Source organism: Actinomadura monticuli (genome assembly GCF_041463655.1).
GTDB lineage: Bacteria > Actinomycetota > Actinomycetes > Streptosporangiales > Streptosporangiaceae > Spirillospora > Spirillospora monticuli.
Genome location: NZ_JAXCEI010000009.1, coordinates 349,279 through 355,580 on the forward strand (window position 1 = coordinate 349,279; position 6,302 = coordinate 355,580).

6 protein-coding genes are annotated in these 6,302 nt (G+C 64.9%); 1 reads left to right on the forward strand and 5 read right to left on the reverse strand.

All coding sequences use genetic code 11. The annotated features are described in order from the left end of the window. Positions 1 to 241 precede the first annotated feature (241 nt). Positions 242 to 973, forward strand: a complete 732-nt coding sequence (locus SM611_RS22395; protein WP_371951830.1) for a hypothetical protein — start codon at positions 242 to 244, stop codon at positions 971 to 973. Between the two features lie 41 nt (positions 974 to 1,014). Here SM611_RS22395 and SM611_RS22400 read toward each other — a convergent pair whose 3' ends face one another. From SM611_RS22400 to SM611_RS22420, 5 genes are all read right to left on the reverse strand, one after another. After that, on the reverse strand, positions 1,015 to 2,190 hold the full coding sequence (locus SM611_RS22400) for a hypothetical protein (protein ID WP_371951831.1): 1,176 nt from the start codon (positions 2,188 to 2,190) through the stop codon (positions 1,015 to 1,017). A gap of 170 nt (positions 2,191 to 2,360) precedes the next feature. After that, complete coding sequence (locus tag SM611_RS22405) at positions 2,361 to 2,513, reverse strand: calcium-binding protein (protein ID WP_371951832.1); 153 nt, start codon at positions 2,511 to 2,513, stop codon at positions 2,361 to 2,363. 844 nt (positions 2,514 to 3,357) lie between these two features. Next, the gene (locus SM611_RS22410; protein ID WP_371951833.1) at positions 3,358 to 4,281 is read right to left on the reverse strand and encodes a hypothetical protein; all 924 of its coding nucleotides are present in this window, start codon (positions 4,279 to 4,281) and stop codon (positions 3,358 to 3,360) included. Beyond that, positions 4,269 to 5,432, reverse strand: coding sequence for a restriction endonuclease subunit S domain-containing protein (locus tag SM611_RS22415; protein WP_371951834.1), 1,164 nt, complete (start codon positions 5,430 to 5,432; stop codon positions 4,269 to 4,271). The genes SM611_RS22410 and SM611_RS22415 overlap by 13 nt, the downstream gene beginning before the upstream one ends. A gap of 5 nt (positions 5,433 to 5,437) precedes the next feature. Beyond that, positions 5,438 to 6,235 (reverse strand): HsdM family class I SAM-dependent methyltransferase, encoded by a 798-nt coding sequence (locus SM611_RS22420; RefSeq protein ID WP_371951835.1) that lies wholly within the window; start codon positions 6,233 to 6,235, stop codon positions 5,438 to 5,440. Between the last annotated feature and the right edge of the window lie 67 nt (positions 6,236 to 6,302).

The following is a 6,302-nucleotide window of genomic DNA, read 5'->3' on the forward strand; positions in this document are numbered from 1 at the left end:
GATGAACGGGCGTTTTTACCGTGAAAACGCGGAAGCCGGGGCGTCCCAGCGCCGGAAAAACTGATTCCCATAGCCGCGGCGACCGTCGAGTAACAGCTACAGCGCAAAGGGGTCCAATTCGGGAAGCTGGCCACCTTCGGCCCTTCTGCCGGTCAGTGGCCTGGCCCATGTGGCGCACGCTGTCCTCGACTGCTTGAGTTGGGCACCCAGGTGGGACGTGACGGACTAAGGAGTTCAAGGCATGGCAACAGGTGCCCTCGACGGACCGGTCCCGGCAGCAGCCGGACGCGGGCAGCGAGTCCTCGACCTCCTGGACAAGGCCATCGAAGTCCAGAGCCCACTGGTACGCAAGAACATCGCCCGGGCCCGCCAGCGGAACCCGGAGGCGACACCAGCAGAGGTCATCCGCAACCTGGAGCGAATGTACGTCAGCGCCCTGACCGGGACCGGTGCGGCAGTTGGAGGAACTGCCGCCGCCCCCGGGGTCGGCACGGGAGTCGCGCTGGCACTGTCAGCGGGCGAGACCCTCTCAGCTCTGGAGATGAGCGCCCTCTTCGCGCTCTCGATCGCCGAAGTCCACGGCGTCCCCATCGACGAGATCGAGCGCCGCCGAACGATCGTGATGGGCATCATGCTTGGTGGATCCGGCTCCGCTACCATCACCAAGGTCGCCGAGCGGACGGGGGCGCACTGGGGGCGTCAGGTCGTCACCAAGGTGCCGGTCGAGACATTGCGTCAGATCAACAAGATCTTGGGGAGGAACTTCATCACGAAGTACGGGACCAAGCAGGGGATCATCGTTCTCGGTCGAGTGGCACCGTTCGGTATCGGCGCGGTGATCGGTGGTGGCGCCAACGCCGCCATGGCCGCCCTGGCCGTAAGAGCCGGTCGTCGCGCATTCGGCGAACCCCCGGCGTCCTGGCCATGGCTGACGGACAGCACACCGCCAACATCCGAGGACCCGCATGACTGACCTTCGTTGTCCAGAAGGCGTGCAACCCCGAGGAGTCTGGATCACGACGGTGCTGCGAGTAGGACGGCGCGATCGAAGCGGGCGATGAGGCCCGTTTTCCGGTGGTGCTTTCGGCGCAGGTGCGTGAGCCGTGCGGTGAACTCCTGGCGGAGGCCTGCACGCTCGGCGATGGCCCGCAGGTCTTTGAGGAGCTCGACGGCCACGTCGTAGTCAGATGGTTTGCGGGCATCGATCAGTTCGTCGACGCGTGCCCAGGTGATTTCCGGATCGCGGGCGATGGCGTCGAGTCGCTTCTCGCGGGCCGCCGCGCGTTGTTGCTCGCGGCGGGCCTCCTGCTCCGCACTTGCCGCCTCGGCTTTGCGTTCACGCTCGTGACGGATTGCGGCGGCGGTGTCCAGCAGCTCAGATACCGTGCGCCGGGGACGGTTGTCTCTCGCGGCCTCGGGTTCGCCGCGGAAACGGCGGAGTAGCTCCATCTGGACCTGGGGTCCCTGACCTTGCGCGACCCGGAGGAGGAGAGCCTTCCCCTCCTTCGGGGGTAGTTCTTCGATCCACTTGGCGAGCCGGCCAGGGTCGTCCTTGGTCTCGGCCAGGGGCGGGCTCGTCTGGGAGGCGACCCGGAGCAGGTCGGAATCGAGGCGGAGGAAGTCGGCGAGAGCCCGCTGGGGGGCCGTCAAGGAACGCAGCCCTGCAGGTACCGGCGGCTCGAGTTCCTCGTCCTCGTCCTGGTCGAAGGCGTCCTCGTCGCGTTCCCAAGTTCCGTAGGCCGCGAGCCAGGCAAGGTAGAGCGGACGCAGGTCCCCGGCGGCGAGTTCGGTGCGAACTCCGATGATCGCCGACAGGGAGTCGTCGGCGCCCTCGATCCAGTCGCCGCCCTCGTCCTGGCTGGTCAGGTCGAGGATGAGATGCTTTCCGGAAAGCTCTGCGGTGACGTAGGGGTCGATGCAGTACCGCTCGGCGACCTTGAGGGGTAGCAGCGTGCGGGGAAGGCGAAGCATCACCTGGTGGGTGCCCCAGTTGGTGACGTACAGGTGGGCGTCGTAGTAGCGCCGCATCATCGTCCGCGGACTACCCCCGAAATCACCCCAGTGGTATTCGTTCGTGAAACTGGTGGCGGTGATCCGTGCCCGAGTGGACAGAGCGCGGACTTCGGCCTGCTGCCGCTCGTCCAGGGGCTGGTCGACGGCCAGGAACTCGTAGTACTGGTATTCGCTCATCTTCGCTCGTAGTCAGCAGGCCCGGCGTCGGTAAGCGTCGATCCATTCGGCGCCCGCCGGGCGTGGGGTTGGAAGCGGCAGGTCTAGGATCCCGATGGCCTGCCGGTGCTTGCCGCGGGTGCAGATCCCAATGATCTCGCCACCAGGCGAAAGATCGATCTTCGTGACGGTCACTCGACCCCCAGGACAGTGGTCTGGAAGGGCACGATCAAATGCTCTTCCAGCAGGCAATGGAACGCGGCGTGTTGCTCGTGCTCGTCGTAAGCGTCGATGATTGCCTGCTCAACCAGGGCGTCCAGTTCGGCATCGCTCAGGCTTGTCACCCGGTCAGGGTAGTGAGGCTGGACTGAGGATGTGAGGTTTCGCTCGACCCGACGATCAATGGGTGGTGCCGTTCCTCGGCTCGGATGCCTGGCTGCGCGGGATGTCGGCGCTCAGCGGGTTCCGCCGTTCGGCTTGAATGGCTCTGTGACGGACACGCAGGTCAACGAGGTGCCGGCGGTTGGTCGACGGATTGCGGTGGGACCGCCGGCGGGACCCTTATCGGGGACGCCGGGAGTACGCGGCTCGGGCCAACGAGGTGGCAGCGGAGATCGACCACCTGATCAGACACGAGGCGGCGGCTCAGGCGGTTCCCTTGGCGCGCCGGGCGGTGGAGCGAGTCACCTCGGCGTTGCTGTATCTGGACGACTCGTCGGGGATCGTGGGCGACCGATTGCGCGAGTTGATGCTCCTGTACGCCCGAGCGTGCACGGCGGCACCGCCGGATGCCAAGCGGCTGGCTGGTTGGCTGGTGAGGACGCGACTGGACCGGCCGGGTTGGCCGGACATCCGGCTGGCGGAGTTCAAGGACGCGCTGGGGGAACGAGGCCTGTCATGGCACCGCCATGTTAGGCGCGGGATGTGTCAGGAATGCCTTCCAGTGGCTGCATCTGCTCGCCGCGGATGCGCAAGTCGTCGGCGATGTGCGCCAGGGCGTGCAGCGTATCTTTGTGATGAGTGAGCCGGCCGCCGGTTTGGTGGCCGACCGGGCCAGGTTCGTAGTCGTGGATGAGGGCGGTTTAGGAGTCGAACAACAGGAAGTCGAAGTAGCTCTTCACGGGACACCGGTCTTCCGAGGCCGACGCCCCCATCCCACGCGCAATCACTTCGTGGAGACGCTGGTCGTTACCAGTCTGTCCGGATCTCGTAGATGAGGTTTTCCCACACGCCAGGCCGTATCGATCGGGGTTGCGTTTCCAGAAGCTCCTTCGAGACCTCTTGGAAGACGAACTGCGTCAATCCAACAACGGCCATGCGGAGGTCCGGCCACTCGCGGATCGTCTGAGCGACCTCTACGAACGGGGGGCGAGAGTCGTCCTGTGCGATGTGCGAGACGGACTGCCGCCGCTGATTGAACAGCTGGAAGTACCGCTCGAGCGTCGCGTACATGGACGGCTGCATCGAACGACTGGCCTCGTTCTTCAACTGGGTGAGCGCCATTCCCCCATTGCCGTACTCTGGCAGAAGTCCCTCGGCAATCCCGTAGCCACGCCAATAGGTAGCCGTGGACATCATCTCCGGCCACGGTGGCTCCATCTCTTGGAGAATTAGCACATGCTCCATGAAGCCGAGGAAGGCATGCTGCACGTTCTCCTCGGAAGGGAGAACTGCTGGCATGGCGGGCAGATCGTCAGACCCAACGACACACCCGAGGGTCCATCCGTAGATCACCGGGCTGAGCGCGCTTGGTAGCGGCACTGTGATGCCTGGCAGGTCGGTTCGAACGCGCTCCATCACCCGCTGGCTCAGGTCGTTGGACATGTCATAGCAATGACCGGTGTTGCGTAGGCCGGCCAGGATCCAAGCCGCAAGCACCGCATGATCGGGTTGTGTGAGAGCGAAGTTTTCAACGGCGTCTGGACTCATGTACTGCAGGTCCGCCGTCCACTTAGCGTCGTAGGCGTCGATCACCTCTTCGAGCCAGTCTGTGCCGTATCGGATCTCGTCCAGACGGAACGCCAGTGAGTCAGCGAGTGCCCTACTGCTGCTTAAGACCCGATAGAGCTCGGCGTAGACGATCGCCGCGAACTGACATTTCAGCTCAGCCACAACAGCTGCTCCAGCCGGTCCGCAAGCGGAGCCACAGGCACATCTGGTTCGACTGGGTGAAGGGCCTCCTCGCGGATCGGAAGCTGCTCCAGATCTTGTCGGCGCAAGTTTGGGATGTAAGCGCCGCTGATGAGCATCTTGCGGAGCGCGAAGCCCTCCTGGCCATTCAGGTACTGGGCGAGTGCTGGGCCTTGCGCCGGAGTCCGGAGGCGCAGGACGTAAACGTTCGGGTCGGCGATGGCCTCCACAAAAATCACTGCCGCATGAGGCCGCTCCCCCACGGCAGCAACGCAAAGGTCCCCGGGGTAGACGGGCGTCAGGCCGTGGTCATGAGCGGGTACCCATCGTCGGGCGGGGTTCCCCGCGAGCATGCTGATGTCGACCACGGGGAGGGATGCGGTTTCTTCGGACTCAGTCGCGACATCACGAACGGGTCGCCCCTTGGCGATCTCTCCGCAGAAGTCACGAAGCGGAGTACCGACCCGAAGTAGATCGGGCTGAGGACTGGCGAGCATGAAGCGCCACTCCTCTCCGCGTAGATCCGCGGTCCTCCACCACGTTTCGGCTGCCTCGTCTTCCGGGATGTGCGTCGTGGCCTCAACGTCGCGCAGGGCCGCTGCCAGGGAATGCTGCTGGGCAAGCGGCAGCACGGGCACCTGCATGTCCAGCAAATCCGCCAGGGACAACATCAGTGCCGCAGAGCCCGACGACACATTCCTCCGGAGCTCGCGACCAGATCGGCAGTTCAAGAGTCCCCAGATCCACAGCGCCGACGTCTCATTGTCCGAGCGCAGCGCGTAGAAGGTCGATGAGATCAGTGCTCCAACCATGCGCTCCGAGACGAGCAGAACAACGCCTGTCGGGGTGCGTGGAACGAGCAGATCACCGGCCCGAAGATCTGCACCCACCTGGTAGGCCGCACCTTGGTACTTGCGACTACGTCGGCGCACGCCTCCGAGGTTCGGATCAATCCCCGCCAGAGTGATCGTCGGCGTCCCCGCATCGACGAACCCGGTCGGCGCAATCCGTGACAGCAGGTCACGCATCCGTACCTGCGGCGCGTCTGTCGGCCACTGAAAGGCTTCAGCCGTCAGACGTGCTGGATCCCAGTTCGGTTGGCGGCGAAGGTCCAGGAGGGTCGAGGTAACCATGATGGTCACCGCCCGTTCGAGTCGCCGTCGATGTGAGCCATCGCGGCGGTCATGGCCGCACCGCCAGGCGCGAGCTGCGTCTCCCAGTCCTCACCGAGTTGAGCGACAAAGGTTTCTCCCGGCTCCGCACGGTCAATGACAATCAGGATTGATCGGACGCTGGTGCCAGGAATCGCTCCGCCCGGAAGACCAATGAGTGCAGCGACTCGATGCTCGGATGCCAGGTACTCGCGGTAACGCTCGGCCGCGCGCTGGAACGTGAATCCAGCCCCCACATGTAGAACAGCGCGTCCACCGGGGCGCAGGCGCCGCAGTGCGAGATCGACCGCAGCCACCGTGATGTGGGCCGTCGTTGAGCCGTTGAGTAGAACGTGGGGCTCAGGTAGACGCACTCCCACAGGCGGTGCGGCGAGCACCAGATCGGCCATCGGCAGGTTGGTCAGGAAGGCGTCGCCGTTCTCAATCGTCGTAACCATCGGTGCCGTCTGGCCGATAGCCCGGGCAAGGCCAGCTAGTCGCTCGTTGAGTTCGACGCCGACGAACTCGACCAGGGCTTGGAGCTGCAGGGCCCGATCCATCACGGCCCACAGGAAGGATCCCGTGCCGCAGAAAGGGTCAAGTACTGTGCCCGCTACTGCCGACCCAGCCAGCTCCGCGACTGCCCGGGCAATAGCCGGGATCGAGGCCAAAGCCTCACCCTTTCCGGCGCGGCTGGTGAAGTCGAGCAGGGCACGGCGGCGGGCGCGCCCAGGGCTGATTGCGTTCTCGGATGTTGAGATGGTCGGAGCGAGTGGCCAGGTCACGGACTGATCGCGGGGGGCGTGTCTGCGGGCCGGGAAGCAACAAGGCCCCGTAGAACGGCGATTGCCT